This is a genomic window from Rathayibacter sp. PhB186 (genome assembly GCF_003751825.1).
GTDB classification, from domain to species: Bacteria; Actinomycetota; Actinomycetes; order Actinomycetales; family Microbacteriaceae; genus Rathayibacter; species Rathayibacter festucae.
Genome location: NZ_RJKO01000002.1, coordinates 1 through 23,318 on the forward strand (window position 1 = coordinate 1; position 23,318 = coordinate 23,318).

A 23,318-nucleotide genomic window follows, 5' to 3' on the forward strand; every position below is an offset into this window, starting at 1 on the left:
CGCTTGGCTCCATCACTACAATCACCACCGACCCCACACCGGAATCGGCGGATCAACCCCCGCAGAACGCGTCCACAACCTCACGGGGAACTACAGCTAGAGGATCTTGCCGCGGACACTCCCCCACTGCGACACTCGCCCCGATGAGCACACACGGCGTCCGCGACCCCCGCCCCTCCGACGTCGCGAGGCGCACCGTGCTCGGGGCGGCCTGGTCGACCCCGGTCGTCGCGGTCGCGACGGCCGCGCCGATGGCCGCGGCGAGCACCGCCGGGCTCACGGCCCGCCTGTCCTGGGACGGCCCGAGGGGCGTCCAGACGGAGTCGTCCCTCCTGTTCCTCACCCTGGAGTCGCCCTCGCGCGGCACTCCGGTCGTCCGCGGGACCGGCACTCTCACCCTGACCGTCCTCGAGGAGTACGCCTTCTCCCCCGCGACGACGGTCGTCGCGCCGGCGGGGTGGACGGTGATCAACGACAACGGCCGGACGATCACGATCCTCGCCCCCGACGGCGTGAGCGCGGGGACCAAGGGCTTCAACGTCGAGTGGGGTGAGCTGTCCGGCAACTGGACGACTACGGCCACCTGGACCGAGAGCGAGGTCACCGGCTCCGTCTCGTCGACCATCGAGGTCGGGCCGCGGGGCTTCCCCGTGCTCGAGTGGCTGACGAACCCCGCCGTCTTCGGCGGGACGTCGACGCTCCGGCTGCTGGTGCCCGCCGACTGCTACGCGATCGGCTACCCCGGTCTCCTGCTGATCCCCGCCGAGTTCTTCGACGCGTCGACGATCGCCCTGCCCTCGGGCTGGAGCGTCGTCGACGAGGACAGCGCCGCGTTCGCGTACCTCACCGGTCCGACCGTCGCCGGTGCGGCCGACTTCGCCTTCACGTTCGGCCCGGGCTCGACCACGACCAGCCCTGTCGTGCAGTGGATCTCCCCGACGGCACCGGGGACGACGCCGATCCAGCCCCGCCCGCCCCTCCGGCTCACGCCCGCCTGACGCGCCGCAGCCTGCGAGGCGCGGAGCCGCATGCCGCCTGCAGCTCAGTCATGCTGATCGAGTAGCCCGCGCAGCGGGCGTATCGAGATCCACCATCACCGACACATCAGGCGACAGCGGGTCTCGATACGCGCCTCTGGCGCTACTCGACCAGCATGCAGAGGGCTCCGCCTCCGCCTGCTGCGGTGCGGTGCACCGCTCCCCCGGCTAGGCCGGGTTCGACTTCAGCAGCCGGGTCACCGCGATCATCGCGCCGCCCACCACCGCGGGGATCCCGCCGCCGGGGTGCACCGACGCTCCGACCCGCCACAGCCACGGCCGCAGGCGGTCGTGGTAGGCGGGCCGGTGGAAGGGCCCGCTCTGCCAGGAGGGCCGCGCCGCGCCGTAGAGCGCGCCGTGCGGTTCGCCGCCCTCGCCGTAGTACTGCGGATCGAGCACCGTCTGCTCGTCGAGGAGGTCGGTGAGGAGCCCGTCGAGCCCCATCGCCCGCGAGACGCGCTCGACCTCACGCCGCACGAAGGGGTGCTCGGCGGTGTACCGGCCGCCGTCGGCGGGCGCGGTGAGCAGGACGCCGAGGGTGCTGTGCGGATTCGGGTACACCTCGCCCGCGCGGTACTGGTTGACGAACACCATGGTGTCCGCCGGCTCGTCGCCCGCCTCGAGGCTGCGGTGCAGCGCGGCGGGCCGGGTCGGCAGCACCACGCTGTGCGTCGCGATGCTCGCCGGCAGCTCCTCCCGCAGCACGCCGTAGAGCGCGATCGCCGAGCAGGAGAGGGTGCGGGGGCGCAGGCGGGGCAGTGCCGGCAGCCGCGACGGACCCGTCAGCGCCTCGAGCCGGTCGGCGTCCAGGGCGCTGACGACGAGGTCGGCGGAGTAGTGCCCGGCGTCCGTGGTGACCGACCCGCGCTCGATGCGGACGACCGCCTCGCCGGTGCGCACCTCGACGCCGGCCGCCTCGGCCAGCCGGCCCAGCGCCAGCACGATCTCGTAGACGCCGCCGCGGGGCACCCAGGCCCCGGTCTCGGCCATGATCGCGGGCATGCTCGCGTAGAGGGCGGGGGTCCGCGCGGGCGAGACGCCCGCGTTCAGGGTGTGGATCGCGATGATCTCGCGCAGCCCGTCCGGCAGCCAGGGCAGGCCGTCGAGGTAGGCGCGCGTGGTGAGGCGCGAGCCGTAGACGGCGAGCAGCCGACGCAGCGCCGGGAGGGCGGCCCGGTCGAGCGGGTCGGCGAGCAGCAGCTCGGTCACGTCGTCGGCGAGGGGCGCGTGCAGTTCCGAGAACCGCCGCCAAGCCGGGTACCAGGGGTGGTCCGGCGCGACCGGCAGCGAGGTCTCCTCGCCGTCGTAGTAGTAGCGGCCCACCTCGGGCATCCGCACCAGGTCGAGCCGGCCGGCGTCCCGGACGCGCTCGGGGGCGCGCTCGCCGTCGCCGAGGCGCCGCAGCAGCTCGCCCCACACCGCCGGGAACGTCACCAGGGACGGCCCGGTGTCGATGCGGTCCTCGCCCAGCTGCAGGCGGCGGCTCTTGCCGCCGAGCTCGGCGGAGGCCTCGAGGAGGGTGACCCGGTGGCCGGCGTGCGCGAGCAGCGCGGCCGCGGTGAGCCCGCCGATCCCGCCGCCGACGACGACGATGCGGCTCATGCGGAGCCTCCCAGCACGATCGAGACCAGCAGCAGGACCCCGGTGAAGGAGCCCGCGATGTACGGGAAGGCGACCGACAGGCGGTAGAGCCGGTGACCGGTCTCCGGCGTCGGGTCGCGCAGCAGGCGCACGACGAGGACGCCGGCGATCAGGAGGTTGACCGCGGCGACCGGCACGCTCACCAGGGCGAACAGCACCGTGGAGACGATCCACCAGGCCCCGCTCCACAGGGCCGTCCCGCGCGCCCCGAGCCGCACCGCGGTGGTGGTGATGCCCGCGTCGCGGTCCTCCACGATGTCCTGCACCGCGTCGAAGGCGTGCTTGGCCACACTCCAGGCCATCAGCCCGAGGGCGGCCGGCCAGACCGGCGACACCTCGAAGGCGGCGGGCACGATGACCAGCGGCAGCGCGTAGGCCGCGTTGCTCAGCGAATCGAGGAAGGGCCGCGCCTTGAAGCGCAGCGGCGGCGCGGAGTAGAAGACGAAGACGCCGGCGTAGAGCAGGATCGCGGCGTTCGCGAGCGGCGGCAGCGCGAGGAGGAAGTAGACGAGGAACGGGACGTTGGTCACCGCGACGGCCCAGGCGATCAACCGCACCTCGGACTGCCGGATCCTGGCGCCCTCGATCGAGCCCTTGCGGGGATTGGACGCGTCCGTGTCCTGGTCGTAGACGTCGTTGACGCCGTAGATCAGCAGATTGAACGGCAGGGTGAGCCACAGGATGATCGGCAGGGCCCGCAGGTCGAACAGCGCGCCGGTGAGCCACACGGCGACGAGGCCGGAGCCGATGGTGTTGATCCAGAGCACCGGGCGCGAGATGTGCACGAGGCGGCGCACGACCGCGCCGATCGCGAGCGGTGCGGTGCTCGCCGTCCGCTCACTGCGATCAGTCACCCGCCCGAGGCTACCGGCCCCCTCGACGCGGGGTGATGACTTGCGGGCCACACTGGGGGGATGCGTATGATGCTCGCCACCGCCGGCACCCGGGGCGATGTGGAGCCGTTCGCGGCCCTCGCCCGGCACGCCGTCGCCCGCGGTCACGAGGTCCTGCTGGCCCTGCCCGACGACGCTGACGCCCCCGAGGGCGTGGACACCGTGGCCCTCGGGCTGGACGCTCGGCGGGTGCTCTCCCCCGCCGGCCGCACCCCGTGGGCGCTCGCGAACCACCTGCGCCGGGAGGTGCGGCCCGCGATGCAGCGGATGCTCGCCACCGCGGTGCGGGAGACGATCGCCTTCGAGCCCGACGTGGTGGTCCACCACCCGCTGATCCTCAGCGCGCCGATGGCGGCGGACGCGCTCGGAGTGCCCCGGGTGCTGGTGGAGTTCGCTCCGGTGGCCACGCCGAGCGAGCGGTTCCCCGCCGCCGGCGGTCCCACGGCCACCCGCGACCTGGGGGCCTACAACCGGCACACCTACGCCGTGCCGCGCAGCGCCGCCCGGCTCTTCGAGGCCGACGTGGCCCGCGCCGCCGCCGAGCTGCCGGGCGGTCGTCGTCCGGACCGGCGGTCGCCGTCGCGCGCGACGCTCATGGCGGTGAGCCCCGCGCTGCTGCCGCGTCCCGACGACTGGCCGGAGCGGGTGCATCAGACGGGGGCGTGGTTCGCGGAGTCGGCCGCGTCTCCCGACCCGGTGGTCTCCGAGTTCCTGGCCGGCGGACCCTTCCTCGTCGCGTCGTTCGGCTCGATGGCGACCGGAGACGCCTCGCTTCGCGGGGACGCGATCGTCACGGCCGCCCGCGCCCACGGCCTGCGGGTGCTGCTCGTCACCGGCTGGGGCGGACTCGCGCTGCCGGCCGAGTGCCGCGGCCCCGACGTGCTGGCGGTGCGGTCAGTGCCGTTCGACGCGGTCCTGCCGGGCGCCGCGCTCGCCGTGCACCACGGCGGGGCCGGCACCTCGCACGCCGTCGCCCGGGCCGGCGTGCCCGCCGTCGTCGTGCCCGTCACCGCCGACCAGCCGTTCTGGGCCGCGCAGCTGCACCGGCAGGGTCTCGCCGCCGCCCCGATCCCGCTGCGCCGCCTCTCGGCCGGAACCCTCGTGCCCGCGATGACCGACGCCCTGTCGCGCCGGGAGCGCGCTGCCGAGGTGGGCCGCCTCATGCGGAGCGAGCACGGGGTCCAGCGGGCGGTCGAGGTGCTCGAGGCGCTCTGACTCAAGGCGCTCTGTGGCGGGCTCTCGACCCGTCGGCAGCGTCGTCCCGCGGGGCGTGCGGCACAATCCCGTGGCCGAGGAGGAGGTCGAGATCGTGCTGATCGAGACCGTCACCACCGCACACACCGGCGACGTCGTCGTCGCCGGCACCGTGCCGATCGCCGCGCAGCTGAACCGCTCCTCCGACCCCGGGGCCTGACCGCTCACTCGACGCGGGCGCCGCCCTGCTCGACGCCGGATCCCGATCGCCGGGCCTCCGCCGGGGTGTACTCTCTCCTCATCTGAGGTAAAAAGCAGTCCGCGCTCGTCCGCGGCCTGTGCGCACACGCGGCATCGAGTGATCCGCCACTTCTTCCCCGTGAAGGAGTGCGCCCATGGTGCCCGACGCCCCCGATCCGCCACGCGAGGCACGGCCCCACGCCGCCTGCGCGAGGAGCGGATCGCCCTCACCGGCCGGTCGGCCGCGCCCCTGCTCGGGATGCTCGACAGCTCGATCCTCACCGTCGCCCTGCCCACCCTCGGCCGCGACCTGCACGCGTCGACCGCGGGCCTCCAGCCGGTGACCGGCGCCTCCTCGGCCGCGACCGGCGGCCGCCGTCCTCGCGGGGACCGGCTTCGTGATCCGTCAGCGCGCCGCCCGACCTCCTCCGCTTCCAGGACGCGATCACCGTCGCCGCCCTGGCCCTCTCTCTCGCCGCCGCGGTGCTCGTCGCCGCCGGCGCCCTCCGTTCCCGCACCACCTCGACCCAGGAGACCACCGATGTCCGACACCCTCACGCCGCCGCCCTTCGACCCCGAGCTCGCGACCTTCCTCGACCGGCTGCAGGAGCGCGGACCCTTCACCCTGACCACGGCGATGCTCCCGCGCATGCGCGAGCTGGAGACGACGGAGCAGGAGCTCGACGACGCACTGCGCGCCCGCGGCCTCGAACGGCGCACCGTCACCGTCCCCGGGCACGACGGTGATCCGATCGACCTCGGCATCCTCCAGCGCGCCGGTCGCACCGGCACCGCCCCCTGCTTCTTCACCATTCACGGCGGCGGCATGATGTTCGGCCACTACCTCGGGAACCTCGACTCCTACGACGACTGGCTGCTCACCCACGACGTCGTCCTCGTCACCGTCGACTACCGCCTCGCCCCCGAGCACCCCGATCCCTACCCCGTGGAGGACTGCTACGCCGGTCTCGTCTGGACCGCCGAGCACGCCGACGCACTGGGCGTCGACCCCGACCGCATCGTCCTGGTCGGCCAGAGCGCCGGTGGCGGACTCGCCGCGGGCACCGCCCTGCTCGCGCGCGACCGCCGGGGACCGTCGATCCTGGCCCAGATCCTGATCTCCCCGATGCTCGACGACAGCGATTCGACCGTCTCGACCAGGCAGATCGACGGGATCGGCGTCGCCGACCGAGCCATGACCCGGTTCGGCTGGGACGCCTACCTCGGCGCCCGGCGCGGCGGCGAGGATGTCTCGGTCTACGCCGCGCCCGCACGAGCGGGCGACCTGGCCGGACTCCCCCAGGCCTACCTCGACTGCGGCAGCGCCGAGGTTTTCCGGGACGAGACGGTCGCCTACGCGAGCCGCCTCTGGGAAGCCGGAGTCCAGGCGGAGCTCCACGTCTGGCCCGGAGCGTTCCACGGCTTCACCAGCATGATGCCCGGCGCCGAGCTGTCCCGCGCCGCCGTCACCGCGCTGGCCCGGTGGACGACCCGCCTCCTGGAGGGACGACCGTGAGAGGCGAGCGGGCGGGGCGCTGAGCGGGTCGCGCGCCGCCCGTTCGCCGGGTCGGGTCGCGTCCCGCAGGGCGCGCCCGTCCTCCGAGAGGTCTGCGACCTGAGGGGGAGGCCCGCGCCGAGCCCCGCGGCTACCGTGGAGGGATGGCTTCGAACGAGAATCCCGCTGCGCCCGTCGCGGTCTGGTACTTCGTGGGGGCGACGTTCGTCGCCGCCCTGCCGATGATCCTGTTCCCGGATCTGCCCTGGCCGCTGCGCCTGTGCAGCATCGCGCTCGCGCTCGCCCTGATCGCGGGCGGCGGCGCGCAGCTGCGCCGCGAGAAGCGCGGCGCCGACCGCGGCGTCGACCAGCCGCCCGAGGCGTAGCGCCGGCCTCTGCAGCACGCGAGCGCCGCCGCGCCCGGCTTCCCCGGTCGAGAGCGTCGACTCCCTCATCCCGGACCCTCTCGACTCCGCTGTGCGACACCGGCGGGGCAGGGCGGATGATGGTCAGGTGAACCGCACCGATCGTCTCTACGGGCTCGTCGAGGAGCTGCGAGCGGTCTCGCCCCGGCCGCGGAGCGCACGCCGCCTCGCCGAGCGGTTCGAGGTGTCCGTGCGGACCATCGAGCGGGACCTGTCCGCGCTGCAGCAGTCCGGACTGCCGATCTGGGCGGAGCCGGGCCGGACGGGCGGCTACGTCATCGACGCGTCCGCGACCCTCGGCCCGGCGGGATTCACCCTCGACGAGGCCCTCGCCGTGCTGATCGGCCTCAGCGCGCTGGAGCGCAGTCCCTTCCGGCACGCAGCCCGGACCGCCGCCCGGAAGACGCTCGCGGTCCTGCCGGACGGGGAGGCCGCCCGTGTCGGCGCGGTCGCCTCGCGGGTGCACTTCCTCGAGAGCGAGGAGGAACCGGTTGTTCCGGCGGAGTTCGCGACGGCCCTCCGAGCGGATCGGGTCGTCCGGCTCCGCTACCGGGACAGCAGCGGTGCGGAGTCCGTGCGCGAGGTCGAACCGCTGGGCTCGATCGGGAAGGAGGAGCACTGGTACCTGATCGCCTGGTGCCGGCTGCGCGAGGGGGTCCGCGCGTTCCGCGGCGACCGCATGCTGTCGGTCGAGGTGACCGAGGAGCGGACCCCGCAGCGCACCCTCCGAGCCGAGGACCTCGCGCTCCAGTACGGACGGCTGCGGTCCGTCATCGACGGCTGATCCGGCGCGCGGATCTCCCGGAGACGCCGACGATCTCCGGAAACACCGACAGGACGGTGTCGCGACGACCGGCGAGCCTGGTGGGACGACCTCACCCTCACCAGCCTCACCCTCACCACTGAAGGAGCTCCATGTCGTTCACCTCCCTCCGCATCGTCACCGACGACCTCGAAGGCCTCGTCGCCTTCTACGAGAAGGTCATCGGCCGACCAGCCGAGCGCCCGGCGCCGGTCTTCGCGCAGTTCACCGGAGCGGGCGCGACCCTCGCCATCGCCCACACCGCGACGGTCGGGATGCTCCACGGCGCCGTCGCCCCTGCGTCGAACCACTCCGTCCTGCTCGAGTTCGAGGTGGCCGACGTGGACCGCGCCTTCACCGAGCTCGGACCCGGGAGCGAGGACGTGGTGCTCGCGCCGACCACGATGCCGTGGGGCAACCGCTCCGCCCTCGTCCGCGACCCGGACGGCAACGTCGTCAATCTGTTCAGCAGGCCCGCCCGCCCCGGACCTCCTCCGACGCCCTCTTCCGGACATGACCGCTAGCGCCGGAATCGAACCTCGAGGCGCGCGTTCTCCGCGCCTCGACGACCGGTGACCGACCACTCATCCCACGCCGGAAGCATGGACGCGCCCGCCGCCCGAGACCGCAGACGAACAGGACAGTGGAAGCGGCGACGTGACGGAAGGATCCGTGTCCGTATCAGCGGTTCACCGGGTGGCGGGGCGGCGGCCGGCCTCACCCTTCAGGAGGCGTTCCGCCGCACTCTCGACACGACACCGATGGCCTACCTCCGGCGGCAGCGGCTCGAGCGGGTCCGCGAGGAACTGCTCGTCGCCGTGCCGGGAGCCGTCAGCGTGACCGAGGTGGCCACTCGATGGGGGTTCATCCACCTCAGCCGATTCGCCGCCGGCTATCGCGCAGCGTTCTCCGAGAACCCCTCCGACACCCTCCGCTCGTAGCGCGCGTCGAGCAGAGGCCGACGTCACAGCATGGGCAGCCGGCGCGGTCGCGGGCCGCGGGGGAACGCGGCGTCGATCCGGTCGAGTTCGGCGGTGCTGAGCTTCAGCGCGCCCGCCCCTGCATTGTCGGCGGCGTGCGCGACGGTGGAGGCCTTGGGGATGGCGAAGACGGCCGGCCGGCGCACGAGGAAGCGAAGGGCGACCTGCCGGACGCTCGCACCGTGCTCCGCCGCGATCTGCTCCAGCACGCGGCCCCCCGGCGTCCGCGGATCGGGGAAGCGGTCGTGACCGAAGGGACTGTACGCGACGACGGCGACGCCCCGCCGCTCGCACCACGGGAGCACGGCGTGCTCGATCGCGCGCTCCTCGAGGTGGTACAGCACCTGATTGCAGGCGAGGTGTCCTTCCCCGCCCGACCGCCAGGCCTCCTCCAGATCGTCGACATCGAAGTTGCTCACGCCCCACGACCGGATCTTGCCCTGCTCGCGCAGCTGCTCGAAGCCGGCGAACGTCTCCTCCAGGGGGTGCGAGCCGCGCCAGTGCAGGAGGTAGCAGTCCAGCATGTCGGTGCCCAACCGCGTCAGCGTGCGCTCGCACGCCGCCACCACTCCGGCACGCGAGGCGTTGCTCGGGAGCACCTTCGAGACGAGGAAGACCTCGTCCCGCCGGCCGTCGATCGCCGCACCGACCACCGGCTCGGCGTCACCGTACATCTCGGCGGTGTCGATGTGCGTCATGCCGCTGTCGATCCCGTGACGCAGCGCGGCCACGGCGGTCGGGCGGTGGGCATCGTCGATGTACCAAGTGCCCTGCCCGATCACGGAGACCTCCGACGGAGGGCGGCCGAAGGGGCGGTGCTCCATGAGCGTCGTCCTGCCGCGCCTACGCGGGCTGCTTCTCGGCGACGACATCGACCTCTTCGACGGTGGGCTCCCCGAACAGGACCCCGGTGTTCTCGCCGAGCGCTCGGCCGACCTCGCCCGACAGGTGCGCCTGCCGCCCGGAGTCGTCGGGGAACGCGTCGAAGATGCCGAACGACGTGGGTCCGAACTGCAGCGCGAACCACCGGACCGTCTTCGGCTCCCCTTCCACGATCGTCAGCCCCTGGTTCAGGAACGCCCGCAGGTCGTCCGCCTTGCCGGGCATCGCCTCCAGACGGACGAGGAGTGCCTTGCTCACCTGGGTTGCCATCATCGGTCTCCCTTGCTCATTCGGGTTGTCATCATCGGTCTTCCTTGCTGGTCGGCGCAACCGGCACTGGATCACGTCCACCCGGTGACGGAACCGCCCCTGCTCCTCGGGTGGAGCTGGGGGCGGTTCTCCGAGGGTCAGGGTCGGAAGACCGCCCGCACGCAGCCGTCGGTCTTCTCCTTGAACATGGCGTAGCCGGCGGGGCCGTCCTCGAGCGGCAGGACGTGCGTGGCGAGGTGCTCGGTGACGATCTCGTCCCGCGCCATCCGCTCGAGGAGCATCGGGATGTACCGGTGCCCGTGCTGCTGAGCGGACCGGAGCGTGAGGCCCTTGTTCATCACCGCCCCCAGGGGGAACTTGTCGACGAAGCCGCCGAAGACGCCCAGCACGAAGACGCTGCCGCCCTTGCGCGCGGCGAAGATCGCCTCGCGCACCGCAGTGGGCCTGTCCGTCTGCAGCCGCAGCTGCTGCTTCAGCTGGTCGTAGGCGAAGTCGGGTCCGTCGCGGTGCGCCTCCATGCCGACCGCCTCGATGCACACGTCGGGGCCGCGTCCGCCCGTCAGCTCGCGGAGCTCGGCCGTCACCTCGCTGGTCTCGTAATTCATGGTCTCCGCGCCGATGACCTGCTCGACCTGGGCCAGCCGCTCCTGGAAGCGGTCGATCACGATGACGCGCTCGGCGCCGAGCAGCAGCGACGCGCGCGCCGCCATCTGCCCGACACCGCCGGCGCCCCAGACCGCGACGGTGTCACCGGGCCGGACCCCGCCGAGGTCCGCTCCCATCCATCCGGTCGGAGCGGCGTCGGAGGCGAAGAGCGCCCGCTCGTCGCTCACCCCTTCAGGGACGGGGAAGGCGCCCTGGTCGGCGTACGGCACGCGGATGTACTCGGCGTGGCTGCCGGCCCACCCGCCCAGCGCGTGGGAGTAGCCGTAGCAGCCGCCGGGCGCCTGCCCCCAGAGCATCTCGGGGATCCCCGCGTTCGGGTTGCCGTTGTCGCACAGGGAGTAGAGCTCGTTGCGGCAGTACCAGCACTTCCCGCAGCTGATGAACGAGCAGACCACGACACGGTCGCCGACCCGGTGCTTCGTGACGGCGGATCCGACCTCGACGATCTCGCCGATGAACTCGTGCCCGAGCACGTCGCCCGCTCGCATGGTCGGGACGTACCCGCCGAGCAGGTGGAGATCCGAGCCGCAGCTCGTGCTCAGGGTCACCTTGACGATCGCGTCCTGAGCGTTGAGGATCCCGGGATCCTCGACGGTCTCGACCGAGAGCTCGTTCACTCCGGTCCAGCACAGAGCCTTCACAGCACACCCTCGCCCTTCGCCTCGTCCTCTGCCGTGTCGACCGCGCCACCGAGCAGGGTGCGCGGTCGTTCTCCGTGCGGTCTCGGGGTCGCCCGCAGCACCTCGCCCGTCTCGAAGATCTGCTTGGCGTCGCGCAGAGCCGCGCGCAGCGCCTTGCCCGGGTCGTCGCCCACCCCGGCATCGGCACCCTCGCGGACCCGGGCGTGCACCTCGAAGCCCTTGTCCCCGGGGGCCGGATCGATCCGGATCTCGAGCGACTCCGCCAGACGCTCCAGCGGCTCGGGATACCCGCCGACGGCGAAGTCTTCGGCGTCGCCCAGCACGGTGACGGCCTTCCACCCCTGGGGATGCGCTCCGTCCCCGTCCGACTCGCGCTCCTTCTTCACCAGGGAACGGGCGACGAGGCCGGCCGCGACACCCACGATGCCGACGGCGGCAGCCACCTTGCCGGCCATGATCACGCCGCCTTTCCGGGCTTGAGGACGACCTTGGTCCAGCCGTCGTCGCGGTTGTCGAAGTGCTCGTAGGCGTCCGGTGCCTGCTCGAGCGGCAGCTCGTGACTGACGAGGAAGGACGGCGTCGCCTTGCCCGCGGCGATCAGGTCGCGGAGCCGGCGGTTGTACTTCTTGACGGGCGCCTGTCCGGTTCCCATGGTCTGGCCCTTGAACCAGTGCAGGCCGATGTCGAAGGCGATCCGCCCCTCCTTCGCGAGCTCGTCGGGGCCGCCGGGATCCTGCGGCACGAAGACGCCGACGGTGCCGATCCGCCCGGTGAAGCGCACCGACTGGACCAGGCGGTTCAGCGTGAGGTTCGGCTGCTCGTCGCCGCCGGGGTCGTGCGCCTGATAGCCGACGCACTCGCAGCCGTTGTCGGCGCCGAGCCCCATCGTGTGCTCCAGCACGGCCTCGACGGGATCGACCTTCGAGTCGTCGATCGCGATCGCGCCGAGGGACTCCGCCAGTCGAAGTCGGTCCGGGTGCCGATCCACGACCATGACCTTGCTCGCACCCTTGATGGTGGCGGACAGCGCGGCCATCAGGCCGACGGGGCCGGCACCGTAGATCACGGTCTGGTCCCCCGGCTTCACCCCCGCCATCTCCGTCGCGTGATAGCCGGTCGGGAAGATGTCGGCCAGCATCACGTAGTCGGCGGACTTCTCCTCCGCGTCCTCTCCCAGGCGGAGGCAGTTGAAATCGCCCCAGGGCACCCGCAGCAGCTCGGCCTGGCCGCCGGCCCACGGCCCCATGTCGGCGAATCCGTAGGCCGCACCGGCCCACTCGGGGACGGGCTGAGCGGTGAGGCAGTAGTTGGTCAGCCCGCGCTCGCAGTTCTTGCAGTGCCCGCACGCCACGTTGAACGGCAGGACGACGTGGTCCCCCACCGCGACCTTGTCGACGCCGTCGCCGACCTCGATCACCTCGCCCATGTTCTCGTGACCGAACCACCGCCCGGTCTCGAAGCTGGTGCGCCCCTCGTACATGTGCAGGTCGGACCCGCAGATGTTCGTGGTCGTGATGCGTACCAGCACGTCGGTGGAGCGCTCGATCCGCGCATCCGGGACGTCTCTCACCGCGACTGTGCGCGGCCCCTCGTAGACGACTGCTCTCATGGTCGTTCCTCTCCCGTGCGCGACGTGCTTTCGAACGCTCCGCGGCCCGGTCGACCGCGACACGCCCATGTCACGCCCTGCGGAGGGGGGAGCACCATCGGCAGACCTGCCGATGCGGTCTTCCTTCGAGGGGGTCCCCGTGAAGGGGCTCCTGGTGGTACTCCAGTAGCACCGGTCTTCGGACAATCCCTTCGCTTCCCCTGCCCCCGGTCCTGAGGTGGTCGAGTCCCGTGTCACGCACTGCTGCGCTCCACCTCGCCGAGACGGCCGCGCGCCCCGGCCCGGTCCGCGAGCGGGCGCAGGCGATGCTGGACGAGCTGCACCAGCACCTCCCCTTCGACGGCGCGTGGCTGGCACTGGCCGAGCCGAACGGCTCGGGGTACCGCTCGGTCGCGAGCACCGACCTCGACGAGTCCTGCGTCCGCTACCTCAGCGGCCCGCAGATGGCGCTCGACATCGAGAGGACCGGCGCCGATCGCGAGCGGCCTCCCCTCAGCCTGTCGGACGTGCCCTACTCGCCGAGGGACCTGCAGACCTGGGCGGAGTGTCTGCTCCCCGCGGGATTCCACGAGACCCTGTCCGTCGCCCTGTTCGAGGACGGGGGCCGGCACGTGGGCTTCATGACGGTGCTGTTCCGGAGCGCGGAACCGCCGTCGCCGGCGGTCCGCCGACGCCTCGCTCGACTCCTGCCGACGCTCACCTCGGGCATCGACCCCGTCCGCTCGCTCGCCGCGTCGGCCTCGGTCGTCGGCGGAGCCGGAGCAGGCGTGGTCCTCCTCCCCGACCACGGCGTCACCTCCCTTCCGGGCCTCTCCGCGGACGAGCTGCTCACCGCCGATTCGGCTCTGATCGACGCCGCGAGGGAGGCCCTCGCCGAGGGGCAGAACTACGCCTCGTTCCTCTGGCCCCGCGGACGCCGGAAGTCGCCGGACGGCTACGTGCGGGTGACGGTGCTGGCCTGCGAGAGAGAACTGGCCGCAGTGACCCGCGGAGTCGTCGTGCTCTCCCCCGCGACACGCCTGCGGGGCCTGACACCGCGGGAGCTCGAGGTGCTGGGCCACGTGATCGAGGGGTGCTCCAATCTCGAGATCGCCCGGGCGCTGAGAGTCGCTCCCCGCACGGTCGCCGCTCACCTCGAGCACATCCTGGTCAAGCTGGACGCCACGTCGCGCACGCTCGCCGCCGTCCGCGCCGAGCGCGCCGGCCTCTACGTCCCCCTCTCGCGAGCCCGGCGGGGGTGAGCTTCGCGCAAGGCATCACTGCGCTGCGCGACCGGACGACGAACCACCGTTCAGAAAGGAACCGTCATGTCCCACCTGTCCGTCAAGGCCGGTGTCGCCGCACTCGTCGGGGCAGTCGTCGCGGCGATCGCCGCGCTCCTCGGTGTCCCCGATCTGTCGCCTCTGCTCGGCTGGGCGATCGCCGCGGGGGTGTTCCTCGTCTGGGCCTGGTCGACGGCGTGGCCGGCCGGCCCCGAGCGCACCCGCGACCTCGCCCGCCACGAGGACCGGTCCCGGAAGCTGGTCGACTCGCTCATCATCGCCGCCACCTTCCTCAGCCTCGTCCTCGTGGTCGTCGCGCTCCTCCGCAGCCAGCAGAAGGACCCCGTCGGATCCGCGGCCGCGATCCTCGCGGTCGTCGGGGTCGTCGCGGCCTGGGCGCTCATCAACACCGTCTACGCCTTCAAGTACGCGCGCATGTACTACCTCGACGACCGCCACCGCTTCGACTTCGACCAGGACGAGGACCCGTCCTACAGCGACTTCGCCTACACCGCCTTCTCGATCGGCATGGCCTACAGCGCGAGCAACATCACGCAGTCCTCCACCCCGTCACGCCGCATCGCCCTGGCCCACGCCCTGCTGTCCTACTTCTTCGGCACCTTCGTCGTCGCCGTCGCCATCAACCTGATCACCGGCCTCACCCAGGGAGGGTGAGGAGCGCGGTGTTCGAGGTCGAGAAGGAGCGACGGTCGGCCGCGGACCGCGACCGAGGCCTCGACCTCCGGTCCCTCGGCCGGCCGGCGGTCACCGGTTCGGAGGAGTGCGAGATGCCGGGTGCCCCGCGTTCGTGACCACCATGACGCCGCGCCGCCGCGTCCTCTCCCTCACCACCGAGACGCGAAGCGGCTTCGCCGCTCCTGGGAGAGATCACCTGGTCCGTATAGGGAAGAGCATGCTGATCGAGTAGCCCGCACAGCGGACGCATCCCTTCCATGTTGATCGAGTAGCCCGCGCAGCGGGCGTATCGAGATCCACCACCGTCGGAACGCGAGTCTGCAGACCCGCCCTGCTGATGAGGGCGGGTCTCGATACGCCCCTGCGGGGCTCCTCGACCAGCATGGGCGGGGCGGGGTCGCCGCCCCACCCCGCTCAGCCGAGCAGGTCGAGGCCGCCCTCGGTCACGACGGCGCGGACCTCGGTCAGGTAGCGCCGGGCCTGCTCGGTGAGGGGGATCGCGGAGTGCCCGATCCAGCCGATCTCGATGCGCTCGTCGACGTCGAGCGGGACGGCGACGATGGCGGGGTCGAGGTCGTCGCTGATGATCCCGGTCGAGATGGTGTAGCCGTCGAGGCCGATCATGAGGTTGAAGATCGTCGCCCGATCGGACACCCGGATCTCCCGGTCGCTCGACAGCGTGGAGAGGATCTCCTCGGCGAAGTAGAAGGAGTTGTCCGCCCCCTGGTCGAAGGTGAGCCGCGGCAGATCGGCGAGATCGGCGAGGGTGACCCGCTCGCGCGAGGCCAGCGGATTCCTCCGCGAGACGAAGATGTGCGGCAGGGCGAGGAAGAGGGGATGGAAGGCGAGCCCCGCGTCCCGGAGGATCTTGTCGATGACGTCCCGGTTGAAGTCGTTCCGGTAGAGGATCCCCAGCTCGCTGCGGAGCGTGCGGACGTCCTCGATGATGTCCCGGGTGCGGGTCTCGCGCAGCGAGAACTCGTACTTCTCCCCCTCCGTGCCCCGGACCATCCGCACGAAGGCGTCGACGGCGAACGAGTAGTGCTGGGTGGACACCCCGAGCAGGCGGCGCGACGGCGGCCGCCCCAGGTAGCGCTGCTCGAGGAGCGCCACCTGCTCGATGACCTGCCGGGCGTAGCCGAGGAACTCGGTCCCCTCGGTGGTGAGCGTGACCCCGCGCGCGACGCGGACGAGGAGGGCGCGTCCCACCCGGGTCTCGAGGTCCTTCATCGCCGCGGACATGGTCGGTTGGGCGACGTAGAGCAGATCGGCCGCAGCGGAGATCGACCCCTCGGAGGCGACCTCGACGAAGTAGTGCAGCTGCTGGAGCGAGATCCCGCCCGTTCGACGTGCCATAGGTCGGGACTATACCTCGGCATAGTCGCGCCGGATTCTTCGATGCCTCCCGGTGACAGGCACTCTGGTCCCGCACGCTTCCACCAGGGCCGGTGCGGCCTGCTGATCATCGGATTGGGCGCTCATGGCGAACGACGTCACCTTCAGGATCACCACGACCTGCTTCGACGAGCACTACTCGCCGTCGTCGAGCTCGCGGGCCACCACGAACTTCGCCAACCTCGCCCGGGGCGAGCACCGCCGGCAGAACCTCCGCAACGCCCTGACGATGATCGACCGCCGGTTCAACGACCTCGCCCACTGGGACAACCCCGGCGGGGACCGCTACGCCGTCGAGCTCGAGATCGTCTCGGTCGAGGTGCGGTTCCCCGCCGAGGAGGCGGTCCGCGACTTCCCTCTCCTCGAGGTCCTCGACGTCACGATCTGCGACAAGCTGACCGGCGTGCGCCACCGCGGGATCGTCGGCAACAACTTCTCCTCCTACGTCCGCGACTTCGACTTCAGCGTGCGGCTGCCGGCCGCGAACAAGGGGGCGGCGGAGTTCACCGTTCCGGACGACTTCGGCGATCTGCACGGCGCCCTGTTCCAGAGCTTCCTCGACTCCGACGCCTATCGGGAGCGCTTCTCCGCGCCGCCCGTCATCTGCATCAGCGTGTCGACGAGCAGGACCTACCACCGGACCTCGAACCACCACCCGGTCCTCGGCGTCGAGTACCGGCAGGACGAGCGGTCCCTGACCGACGAGTACTTCGGCCGGATGGGACTGCAGGTCCGGTACTTCCTGGCCCCCGGCTCCGTCGCGCCGCTCGCGTACTACTTCCGCGGCGACCTGCTCAACGACCACTCGAACCTCCAGCTGGCCGGCACGATCAGCACGATGGAGACGTTCCAGAAGATCTACCGCCCGGAGATCTACAACACGAACTCCGCCGCGGCGGACGTCTTCCGGCCGAGCCTCCAGCAGCAGGACTACTCGCGGACGCAGATCGACTACGACCGTGCCGAGCGCGATCGGCTCGCCGTCGAGCAGGGCGCGTACACGGCGGAGCACTTCATCGAGCCGCACCGGGAGCTGCTGGACGCCTGGGTGTCGAAGCACCGGACCCCCGCCCGCTGATCAGAGAAGGATCGCCACCCGTGAACACTCTCCTGCCCACCTCCATCGCCGGCAGCCTGCCCAAGCCCTCCTGGCTCGCCGAGCCGGAGACCCTCTGGTCCCCCTGGAAGCTCGAGGGCGACGAGCTGGTCGAGGGCAAGCAGGACGCCCTGCGCATCGCCGCCCACGAGCAGCACCGGCGCGGCATCGACATCATCAGCGACGGCGAGCAGACCCGGCAGCACTTCGTCACGACCTTCATCGAGCACCTCGCCGGAGTGGACCACGTGAACCGCGAGACCGTGCGGATCCGGGACCGGTACGACGCGAGCGTGCCGACCGTCGTCGGCGCCGTGAGCCGCGAGCGGCCCGTGTTCGTCGACGACGCGGCGTTCCTCCGCCGGCACACGTCGCAGCCGATCAAGTGGGCCCTCCCCGGTCCGATGACCATGATCGACACCCTCGCCGACCGCCACTACGGGAGCCGGGAGGAGCTGGCGTGGGAGTTCGCGGCGATCCTCAACCAGGAGGCGCGGGAGCTCGAGGCCGCCGGCGTCGACATCGTCCAGTTCGACGAGCCGGCCTTCAACGTCTTCCACGACGACGTGCGGGACTGGGGGGTCGCGGTCCTGGAGCGGGCGGCCGAGGGGCTGCGCGCCCAGACGGCCGTGCACATCTGCTACGGCTACGGGATCAAGGCCAACACCGACTGGAAGCAGACCCTCGGACCGGAGTGGCGCCAGTACGAGACGTCGTTCCCGCTGCTGCAGCGCTCCACGATCGACATCGTCTCGCTGGAGTGCCACCACTCCCGCGTCCCGATGGAGCTCATCGAGCTCCTCCGCGGCAAGAAGGTCATGCTCGGCGCGATCGACGTCGCGAGCGAGACCGTCGAGACCCCGGAGGAGGTCGCCGACACCCTCCGCAAGGCACTGCAGTTCGTCGACGCGGCGGATCTCCTGCCGAGCTCGAACTGCGGCCTGGCTCCCCTGCCTCGCGGGGTCGCGCTCGGGAAGCTGAGCGCGCTGACCGCCGGTGCGGGGATCGTCCGCGCGGAGCTCGCCGGCTCGGCGGCCTGACCGCCGGCGCCTCGAAGGGGAGGAGCGACCCGGGCGGTGACTCAGCGGGCGATCTTCTCCTCGAGGACGGTGCGCTCCGCCGCGTTGCTGCAGAGTGCGAGCGCTCGCCTCCACTCGGCGCGTGCGTCGGCGGTGCGGCCGAGCCGGGCGAACAGCTCTCCGCGGACCGCGGGGAGGAGGTGGCTGCCGGCCAGGCCGCCGCCGGCCTCGAGGGCGTCGACGAGGGCGAGCGCGTCCCGGGGTCCGGTCGCCATCGCGACGGCGACCGCCCGGTTGAGCTCGATGATCGGCGAGGGCGTCAGCCGGCCGAGCGCCTCGTAGAGGACCACGATCCGCCGCCAGTCGGTCTCCGCGACCGACGGGGCGACGGCGTGGCACTCCGCGATCGAGGCCTGGAGACCGAAGGCACCGAGACCGCGCGGCGAGACCGCCTGCGCGAGAGCGGCGCGCCCGCGCCGGATCGCGCTCCGGTCCCAGAGCCGCCGGTCCTGGTCCTCGAGCAGGATCGCGCGCCCGTCCGCTCCGAGCCGGGCGGGGAACCGGGCGGCGGTGAGCTCGAGCAGGGCGAGGAGCCCGAGCACCTCCGGCTCGGGTGCGAGGGCGACCAGTCCCCGCGCGAGGCGCCTGGCCTCGTCGGCGAGGTCGGTGCGCATCCAGTCGTCCCCGGCGGTGGCGGACGAGCCCTCCGTGAAGATCAGGTAGACCACCTGCAGCACCGAGCCCAGGCGGGCGGGGCGCTCCTCCGCGTCGGGGACGGCGAACGGGATCCGGGCGGCGGAGAGGGTCTTCTTCGCCCTCGTGATCCGGGCCTGGATCGTCGCCACCGGAACGAGGAACGCCTGCGCGATCTCGGTCGTGGTGAGCCCGCCGACCAGCCGCAGCGTCAGCGCGATCCGGGCCTCCTTCGCCAGCAGCGGATGGCAGGCCGTGAACATCAGCGCGAGCACGTCGTCCTCGATGGCGTCGGGATCGAAGAGCGCATCCGGACCCGGGCCCGCCTCGTCGAGGTCGCGGGCGAGCAGCGCGTACCGTGCGTCGCGCGCCCCGCGCCGGCGGAACGCGTCGATCGCGCGGCGCCGGCCCGTGGTCAGCAGCCAGCCGACGGGCTCCGCCGGTACGCCGCCGACCGCCCAGGAGACGAGCGCTTCCGCGACCGCCTCCTGGGCGAGATCCTCGGCGAGATCGACGTCGCCGGTGTAGCGGGCGAGGGCGCCGACGATGCGGGCGGACTCCATCCGCCAGACCGTCTCGACGGCGGCCCTCGCGTCAGAGCTGGCCGGTCTGCTCACGCCAGGCGCGCTCCCGCTGCACGTACTCGTTGTCCTGCGGGAACTCGTCGATCGAGGGGATCCGGCGGATCTCGGCCTTGCCGCCGCCGGTCATCGGCGCACGCTTGGCCCACTCGACCGCCTCCTGGATCGAGGCGACGTCGAGGACGTAGTAGCCGTTGAACAGCTCCTTCGTCTCCCCGTAGGGCCCGTCCGTGACGACCGGAGTCTCGCCGCTGAAGTCGACGACGACCCCCTGGCTCGGGTCGTCCAGCCCCTCCGCCGCCAGCAGCACGCCGGCCCGGATCAGCTCGTCGTTGAAGCGGCCCATCGACTCCAGCATCTGGCTGAAATCGGTGTTCATCATCGCGGCCAGCGACTCGTCGGTCGCGCGCCAGATCAGCATGTACTTCGGCATCAGGGGATTCCCGTCTCTCAGTGATGGAAGGAGCGTCGTGCGACCTTCTCACCTCGAGGTCGAACGGCGCGATCCCGGATCGACACCCGTCGCGAAGAAAGTCCGGCCGGCCCTTCTGTGGTGTCGATCCTCGAGGGTCAGCGGCCGCCGCGCATGCCGCCACCTCCGGCGGCGGCCGTGCCCGCGGTGACGGTGGCGAGGGTCGTGCCGTCGGCGGTGAGGGTGTAGCTCTCGCCGGAGGTGATCTCCGGGCCGGCGTAGACGACGCCCGCGATCGTCTTCGACGTCGTGAACGTCGTGACGGTGGTGCCGTCCGCGTCGGTGATCGTCACATCGGTGCCCGCGGGGAGGGTGCTGCTGAGGGCGGAGGAGATCCAGCCCTGGGTCGAGGACGCGTCGGGCGAGACCATCATCCCGGCGCTGCCGGTGGCGAGCACCTCTCCGCCGGTGACGACGAGGGTGCCGTTGACGTCGAGTGCGCCGTTGCCGCTCTGCTCGGGGCCGTTCACGACGAGGCTGCCGCCGCTGATCGTCGCACTGCCGTTCGAGTCGAAGCCGTCGCCCTCGGCATCGATGGTGACCGTGCCGCCGCTGAGGGTGATCACGGAGCCGTCGTCGCCCTCGCCGCCCATGCCTCCGCCGGGGCCGCCCGTCGTGCCGGTCGCGGCCCCGTCGGAGTCCGTGCCGGTTCCGCCGGAGGCGTTCAGGCCGTCGTCGCTGGAGACCACGGAGACGTCGCCGTCGGTGATCCGGATGTCGGCGCTCTCGATCCCCTCGACCGAGTCGGTCACGGCGATGTCGGCTCCATCGAGGAGCAGGGCCGAATCGGCGTGGACGCCGTCGTCGCCGGTGGCGAGCGTCAGGGTTCCGGCGGTGGTGTGCACCCACGTGTCGGAGTGCACGGCGTCGTCGGCGGAGTCGATGGTCACGTCGCCGCCCTCGAGGTCGACGATGATCCCGGCCTTGAGACCCTTGGCGGAGGCGTCGGTCGCGAGCTGCGCGCCGCTCCCGCCTCCCGCGGTGAGGTTCAGGGTGCCCCCGGTGACGACGATGTCCGTGACGGCGACGACGGCGTCGCCCTGCGCGTCGACGGTGATGTCGCCGCCGGCGATCGAGACGAAGCCCGCGGTGGCGTCGTCCTCGTTGTCGGAGGTGAGTCCGTCGCCGCCGGCGGTGACGGCGAGGGTGCCGCCCCGGACGACGAGGTAGTCCTTGCCGCGGATGCCGTCGTCGACCGCATCGACGGTGATGGTGCCGGAGAGGATGACGAGGCCGTCCTTGCCGGTGATGCCGTCGTTGCCGTTGCCCTGCACCTCGAGCGAGCCCTCGCCCGTGACGGTGAGGTCGGCGGCGCTGTAGAGCGCGGCGTTCGACTCGGCGTCCTCGGCGTAGGAGGCGGTGTCGCTGAGGGTGTTCGTCGATCCGGTGGCGAGTTCGACGACGACGTCGGAGGCGGCGGTGACCGTGATCGCGGAACCGGTGGAGCTCGTGATGTCGACGCCGTCGAGCACGAGTCGCACGGTTCCTTCGGCGGTGGTGTCCACCACGACCTGGCCGTCGGTGAGGGTGCCGCTGAGGACGTAGGTGCCGGCGTCGGTGATGGTGACGGTCGAGCCGTCGACGCGCACGGCGTCCCCGTCGGCCGCGGCGCTGTCGCCGGAGAGGGTGATGCTCGTCGAGGCGGCGTCGGCGGCCTGGTCGGTGGCGTGCACGGCGGTGTTCGCCGCGAGGATCTGCGTGGCGGTGGAGTCGAGGGAGGTGCCGACGGCCTCGACGGTGGTGCCCGCCTCCGTGTCGTCGGTGCTCGTGCCGGTGGGGGCGGTGGAGCTCGAGTCGGTCGCGGTGCCGAAGGCGGAGCCGGCGACCGCGGCGGCGCTGCAGCCGGTGAGGAGAGCACCGGTGAGACCCAGGACGGCGAGGACGGACAGCGGGCGGGAGCGGTTGTGCATGGTGGTCCTATCGGGGAGAGACGACTCGGGCGGGGGCCCGGTCGAAATGTCGGTCGAGGGTGCGGGTCCACTTGTTGGCGGGGAGCTCGGAGCGGAACGCGGCCATCCCGGTCCCGTACTTCGAGAGCGAGACGGGGCGGTGGCCTTCGGCCCAGAGCGCCCGGTCGACCTCGGACGGGCGGGAGGCCGACTTGGTCTCGACGACGACCACGGCCGGTCGATCCAGCACTCGGGCGGGTGCGCTGCGCAGCCGCCAGACGAGGCGGGTGTCGATCGTGGCGCGGGTGGCGGATCCGGGGAGGAAGAGCGTCGTCCGGGCGTACTCGGTGGACAGCACCGGGCCGAGTTCTCGGGAGTCCAGGGCGATTCCCGTCGCCGCGAGGGTCTCGTCGATGTAGGCGAGACCCTCCGCGGTGAGCTCGTCGCGCCGTCCGGCCGGGTGGTCGATCCGCTCCTTGACGGTGCTGCTGCGGGATCCGCGCGTCTTCACCTCGAGGTAGCTCGTCGCGGAGTCGAGATAGGTGCGGGTGCGGATCTTGAAGCGCCGCCGGCGGCCGCGCACGGCGAGGTGGTAGCTGTCCAGCTGCGGGGTGTCGAAGTAGATCGACTCGTAGTCGCAGTCGCGGCGCCCGCCGATCTCGAGCACGCGGGTGCTGTCGTCCAGCCGGGCGAGCACGGCGTCCAAGCTGCCGGCGGGAATCAGGTACTTGCGGTCGATGCGGGTCTGCAGCGACGCCTGACCGACGAGCTCGGGGAGGCTGATCGCTTCGAAAGACTGCAGACGCGACGTCGTCACGGCGGTCATCGCGAGACCGGGACGCCGACGGCGGAGGTGGCCGGGGCGAGCTCGTCGTGCTGCCCGCCGCGGGCGCGGCGCTCCGCGACGTCGAAGCGGACGTCGACCTGCGTGGTGTCGTTGACGAGATCGAGCTGACGGACCTGCACCGACCGGATGCGGCCGCCGAGCAGCGCGGCCAGGTGAGCGGTCAGGGCGCCCTCGTCGGTGAAGGCGCTGTCCAGAGTGATCGTCTGCTGACGGATGCGCGGGAACAGCCGCGGGTGGTCGGCGATGAACAGGACCGCGATGATCAGCGCGATCAGACCGACCGTCAGCGCGGACGGCGCAGTGCCCAGGCCGCTGATGAGGCCGATGGCCAGAGCGGAGAAGTAGTAGGCGACCTCGTGCTGCTCGATCTCGTCCGAGCGCAGACGGATGATCGAGAGGACCCCGAAGAGGCCCAGCCCGAGACCGGCTCCGACCGTGCTGGAGGCCAGGACCAGCGAGACGGCGAGGACGCCGACGTTCACGCCGAGGAACGCGGCGACGAGGTCCCGACGCCGGTGGCGGGGGAAGTAGATCCCGAACGTCAGCAGAGCGATGGCGACGAGGTCGATGGCGACGGTGGCGAATGCGAGCAC

At 72.0% G+C, this 23,318-nt stretch carries 26 protein-coding genes; 13 read left to right on the plus strand and 13 right to left on the minus strand.

Translation table 11 applies throughout. The annotated features are described in order from the left end of the window. Together EDF45_RS07575 and EDF45_RS07580 are read left to right on the plus strand one after the other, a co-directional pair. Positions 1-100, plus strand: a 100-nt coding sequence (locus EDF45_RS07575; protein WP_148060239.1) for an integrase core domain-containing protein, incomplete at its 5' end; no start/stop codon positions are given. A 43-nt stretch (positions 101-143) separates the two neighbouring features. Continuing rightward, positions 144-998, plus strand: a complete 855-nt coding sequence (locus tag EDF45_RS07580) for a hypothetical protein (protein ID WP_123735635.1) — start codon at positions 144-146, stop codon at positions 996-998. A gap of 207 nt (positions 999-1,205) precedes the next feature. On the opposite strand, the gene EDF45_RS07585 is transcribed toward EDF45_RS07580, so the two are convergent. Together EDF45_RS07585 and EDF45_RS07590 are read right to left on the minus strand one after the other, a co-directional pair. Continuing rightward, positions 1,206-2,639: an NAD(P)/FAD-dependent oxidoreductase gene (locus EDF45_RS07585; RefSeq protein WP_123735636.1), complete on the minus strand. Its 1,434-nt coding sequence runs from the start codon at positions 2,637-2,639 to the stop codon at positions 1,206-1,208. Then, positions 2,636-3,532 carry a UbiA family prenyltransferase gene (locus EDF45_RS07590; protein ID WP_123735637.1) on the minus strand — a complete coding sequence of 299 codons (897 nt, stop codon included), beginning with the start codon at positions 3,530-3,532 and terminating at the stop codon, positions 2,636-2,638. Before EDF45_RS07590 ends, EDF45_RS07585 begins: the two co-directional genes overlap by 4 nt. Positions 3,533-3,601: 69 nt before the next feature. On the opposite strand from EDF45_RS07590, the gene EDF45_RS07595 reads away from it, so the two are divergent. From EDF45_RS07595 to EDF45_RS07625, 7 genes are all read left to right on the plus strand, one after another. Then, on the plus strand, positions 3,602-4,786 hold the full coding sequence (locus tag EDF45_RS07595) for a glycosyltransferase (RefSeq protein WP_260312362.1): 1,185 nt from the start codon (positions 3,602-3,604) through the stop codon (positions 4,784-4,786). 13 nt (positions 4,787-4,799) lie between these two features. Beyond that, complete coding sequence (locus tag EDF45_RS07600) at positions 4,800-4,985, plus strand: hypothetical protein (protein WP_123735639.1); 186 nt, start codon at positions 4,800-4,802, stop codon at positions 4,983-4,985. A 561-nt stretch (positions 4,986-5,546) separates the two neighbouring features. Continuing rightward, complete coding sequence (locus tag EDF45_RS07605) at positions 5,547-6,521, plus strand: alpha/beta hydrolase (RefSeq protein WP_123735640.1); 975 nt, start codon at positions 5,547-5,549, stop codon at positions 6,519-6,521. 143 nt (positions 6,522-6,664) lie between these two features. Beyond that, positions 6,665-6,886, plus strand: a complete 222-nt coding sequence (locus tag EDF45_RS07610; protein WP_123735641.1) for a hypothetical protein — start codon at positions 6,665-6,667, stop codon at positions 6,884-6,886. Between the two features lie 127 nt (positions 6,887-7,013). Then, complete coding sequence (locus EDF45_RS07615) at positions 7,014-7,709, plus strand: YafY family protein (RefSeq protein WP_123735642.1); 696 nt, start codon at positions 7,014-7,016, stop codon at positions 7,707-7,709. Between the two features lie 131 nt (positions 7,710-7,840). Beyond that, positions 7,841-8,251 (plus strand): VOC family protein, encoded by a 411-nt coding sequence (locus EDF45_RS07620; protein ID WP_123735643.1) that lies wholly within the window; start codon positions 7,841-7,843, stop codon positions 8,249-8,251. Positions 8,252-8,329: 78 nt separating this feature from the next. Further along, the gene (locus EDF45_RS07625) at positions 8,330-8,668 is read left to right on the plus strand and encodes a helix-turn-helix domain-containing protein (protein ID WP_123735644.1); all 339 of its coding nucleotides are present in this window, start codon (positions 8,330-8,332) and stop codon (positions 8,666-8,668) included. Positions 8,669-8,691: 23 nt separating this feature from the next. Here EDF45_RS07625 and EDF45_RS07630 read toward each other — a convergent pair whose 3' ends face one another. From EDF45_RS07630 to EDF45_RS07650, 5 genes are all read right to left on the minus strand, one after another. After that, a complete protein-coding gene (locus tag EDF45_RS07630) occupies positions 8,692-9,531 on the minus strand; it encodes an aldo/keto reductase (RefSeq protein WP_123735645.1) in 840 nt (279 codons plus the stop codon). 19 nt (positions 9,532-9,550) lie between these two features. Then, complete coding sequence (locus EDF45_RS07635; protein ID WP_123735646.1) at positions 9,551-9,859, minus strand: putative quinol monooxygenase; 309 nt, start codon at positions 9,857-9,859, stop codon at positions 9,551-9,553. Between the two features lie 137 nt (positions 9,860-9,996). Next, a complete protein-coding gene (locus EDF45_RS07640; RefSeq protein ID WP_123735647.1) occupies positions 9,997-11,166 on the minus strand; it encodes a zinc-dependent alcohol dehydrogenase in 1,170 nt (389 codons plus the stop codon). Then, complete coding sequence (locus tag EDF45_RS07645) at positions 11,163-11,621, minus strand: hypothetical protein (RefSeq protein WP_123741013.1); 459 nt, start codon at positions 11,619-11,621, stop codon at positions 11,163-11,165. The genes EDF45_RS07640 and EDF45_RS07645 overlap by 4 nt, the downstream gene beginning before the upstream one ends. Before the next feature lie 2 nt (positions 11,622-11,623). Next, entirely contained in the window at positions 11,624-12,775 is a 1,152-nt protein-coding gene (locus EDF45_RS07650; RefSeq protein ID WP_123735649.1) for a glutathione-independent formaldehyde dehydrogenase, read from the minus strand. Positions 12,776-13,005: 230 nt separating this feature from the next. On the opposite strand from EDF45_RS07650, the gene EDF45_RS21725 reads away from it, so the two are divergent. Together EDF45_RS21725 and EDF45_RS07660 are read left to right on the plus strand one after the other, a co-directional pair. Then, a complete protein-coding gene (locus tag EDF45_RS21725) occupies positions 13,006-14,016 on the plus strand; it encodes a LuxR C-terminal-related transcriptional regulator (RefSeq protein WP_123735650.1) in 1,011 nt (336 codons plus the stop codon). A gap of 66 nt (positions 14,017-14,082) precedes the next feature. Continuing rightward, the gene (locus tag EDF45_RS07660; RefSeq protein ID WP_123735651.1) at positions 14,083-14,712 is read left to right on the plus strand and encodes a DUF1345 domain-containing protein; all 630 of its coding nucleotides are present in this window, start codon (positions 14,083-14,085) and stop codon (positions 14,710-14,712) included. A 435-nt stretch (positions 14,713-15,147) separates the two neighbouring features. On the opposite strand, the gene EDF45_RS07665 is transcribed toward EDF45_RS07660, so the two are convergent. Then, on the minus strand, positions 15,148-16,089 hold the full coding sequence (locus EDF45_RS07665; protein WP_123703993.1) for a LysR family transcriptional regulator: 942 nt from the start codon (positions 16,087-16,089) through the stop codon (positions 15,148-15,150). A gap of 124 nt (positions 16,090-16,213) precedes the next feature. Here EDF45_RS07665 and EDF45_RS07670 point away from each other — a divergent pair, with 124 nt between their 5' ends. Both EDF45_RS07670 and EDF45_RS07675 read left to right on the plus strand, forming a co-directional pair. Further along, positions 16,214-17,206: a putative oxygenase MesX gene (locus tag EDF45_RS07670; protein ID WP_123735652.1), complete on the plus strand. Its 993-nt coding sequence runs from the start codon at positions 16,214-16,216 to the stop codon at positions 17,204-17,206. A gap of 20 nt (positions 17,207-17,226) precedes the next feature. Further along, complete coding sequence (locus EDF45_RS07675; RefSeq protein WP_123735653.1) at positions 17,227-18,264, plus strand: methionine synthase; 1,038 nt, start codon at positions 17,227-17,229, stop codon at positions 18,262-18,264. A gap of 41 nt (positions 18,265-18,305) precedes the next feature. Here EDF45_RS07675 and EDF45_RS07680 read toward each other — a convergent pair whose 3' ends face one another. From EDF45_RS07680 to EDF45_RS07700, 5 genes are all read right to left on the minus strand, one after another. Continuing rightward, positions 18,306-19,499 (minus strand): RNA polymerase sigma factor, encoded by a 1,194-nt coding sequence (locus tag EDF45_RS07680; RefSeq protein WP_123735654.1) that lies wholly within the window; start codon positions 19,497-19,499, stop codon positions 18,306-18,308. A gap of 31 nt (positions 19,500-19,530) precedes the next feature. Further along, entirely contained in the window at positions 19,531-19,950 is a 420-nt protein-coding gene (locus tag EDF45_RS07685; protein WP_123704001.1) for a YciI family protein, read from the minus strand. Between the two features lie 137 nt (positions 19,951-20,087). Further along, complete coding sequence (locus EDF45_RS07690) at positions 20,088-21,899, minus strand: carbohydrate-binding domain-containing protein (protein WP_123735655.1); 1,812 nt, start codon at positions 21,897-21,899, stop codon at positions 20,088-20,090. A 7-nt stretch (positions 21,900-21,906) separates the two neighbouring features. Next, positions 21,907-22,704, minus strand: coding sequence for a polyphosphate polymerase domain-containing protein (locus EDF45_RS07695; RefSeq protein WP_123735656.1), 798 nt, complete (start codon positions 22,702-22,704; stop codon positions 21,907-21,909). Continuing rightward, positions 22,701-23,318, minus strand: coding sequence for a DUF4956 domain-containing protein (locus tag EDF45_RS07700; protein WP_123735657.1), 618 nt, complete (start codon positions 23,316-23,318; stop codon positions 22,701-22,703). The genes EDF45_RS07695 and EDF45_RS07700 overlap by 4 nt, the downstream gene beginning before the upstream one ends.